We start from the raw sequence: 1,275 nt of genomic DNA, 5'->3' as shown, positions 1-1,275 counted from the left end.
GGACAGGGCGAACAGGTCGTGCAGCACGAAGGCCAGCCGCTCGGCGGGGGAGAGCGTGTCGAGCACGACGAGCAGCGCCGGCCCGACGGCGTCGGCCAGCTCCGCCTCGCGTGCGGGATCGACGTCGGCGACCGGTTCGACCTCGGCCAGCGGCTCCTCGCGCCGCGAGCTCCGCGCGCGGAGCATGTCCAGGCACACCCGCGAGACCACGGTGGTCAGCCAGCCGTCCAGGTTCTCGATCGCGGCGGTGTCGGCCCGGGTGAGACGCAGCCAGGCCTCCTGCACCGCGTCGTCCGCCTCCACCGCCGTGCCCAGCATCCGTTGGGCCACCGCGGTGAGCCGCGGGCGCCGCTCGGCGAAGCGCCGGGCGAGCAGCTCGTCCTCCATCGACCCCTCCCCTCCTCGTTCGTCGGTTCGGGTGAGGCGGTTGCTCCACTCTGCCGGAGTGGGCGACCGGAAGGGAGGTTTCGGGCCGGTTCCCGTAACGCTGAGTGGTGGGGAACGACCTCACCCATGTCTCGCGCTCCCCACGCATCGGAGATGTCATGTCGTCGCGTCCGCTGTCGGACCGTGCCCCCACGGGCTTCGTCGAGGGCGGCCGCGCCGTCACCGTGACCCGTGAGGAGCACCACCAGGACGTCCTGACCCGGGTCCCCCTCGGCCGCACCGTCGCCGAGCTGGGCTTCTGCACGATCGGGGCCGGGAAGTACCGAGGCAGCCGCGGGGTGGAGGTGCGACTGGCGGGGTCCCGGGTCGGCGAGCTGACCTTCCGCATGTCGGAGCGGTACGCGGAGCTGGTCGGGCCAGGCACGGGCTGCGCCGCAACGGTCACGGAGAGCGACCACGGTCGGCAGGTGACGCTGTGGCTGCCCGCGCCCGAGACGCTCTTCACCGGTCTCGTCACCGACCGCCTCCCGGTCGTGCCCGAACCGGCCACCGAGCGGTTCCCGGTGATCACCCGGATCCCGGCACCCCGGGCGCCCGCGGGCGAGGTCGCCGGTGCTGTCCCGAGTGCCGCCGCCAGTGCGGTCGTGAGCGAGGTCGTGAGTGCGGGGCCGCGGACCGCGGTGCTGCCCGGCCGCGTCAACGACGCTGGACCCCTGATCGTGCCGGGGCAGCGGGGTCCGCAGCGCCCGAAGCGGTCCCGCCGCCCGATGTGGATCGCGGCCGGGTCCGTCGCTGCGGTGCTGGCCGCGGTCGTGATGGTGACGGGCAGCCTCCTGGTCCCCGCCGCGGCTCCCACCTCGGCCACGACCTCCGCGGCGAGTACCACGG

At 74.4% G+C, this 1,275-nt stretch carries 2 protein-coding genes; one reads left to right on the top strand and one right to left on the bottom strand.

What is annotated here, in order from left to right:
• Positions 1–387: sigma factor (locus tag H5J29_RS33155; protein ID WP_281376165.1), on the bottom strand; the 387-nt coding region annotated here is incomplete at its 3' end.
• 158 nt (positions 388–545) lie between these two features.
• On the opposite strand from H5J29_RS33155, the gene H5J29_RS33150 reads away from it, so the two are divergent.
• Positions 546–1,275 (top strand): hypothetical protein (locus H5J29_RS33150; RefSeq protein WP_220188229.1); only part of this gene is annotated, 730 nt, incomplete at its 3' end.

Source organism: Pseudonocardia pini (assembly GCF_013870575.1).
Taxonomy (GTDB): domain Bacteria; phylum Actinomycetota; class Actinomycetes; order Mycobacteriales; family Pseudonocardiaceae; genus Pseudonocardia; species Pseudonocardia pini.
The sequence above is the reverse complement of the archived record's forward strand: the minus strand, read 5'-3'. Positions and strand labels throughout refer to the sequence as shown.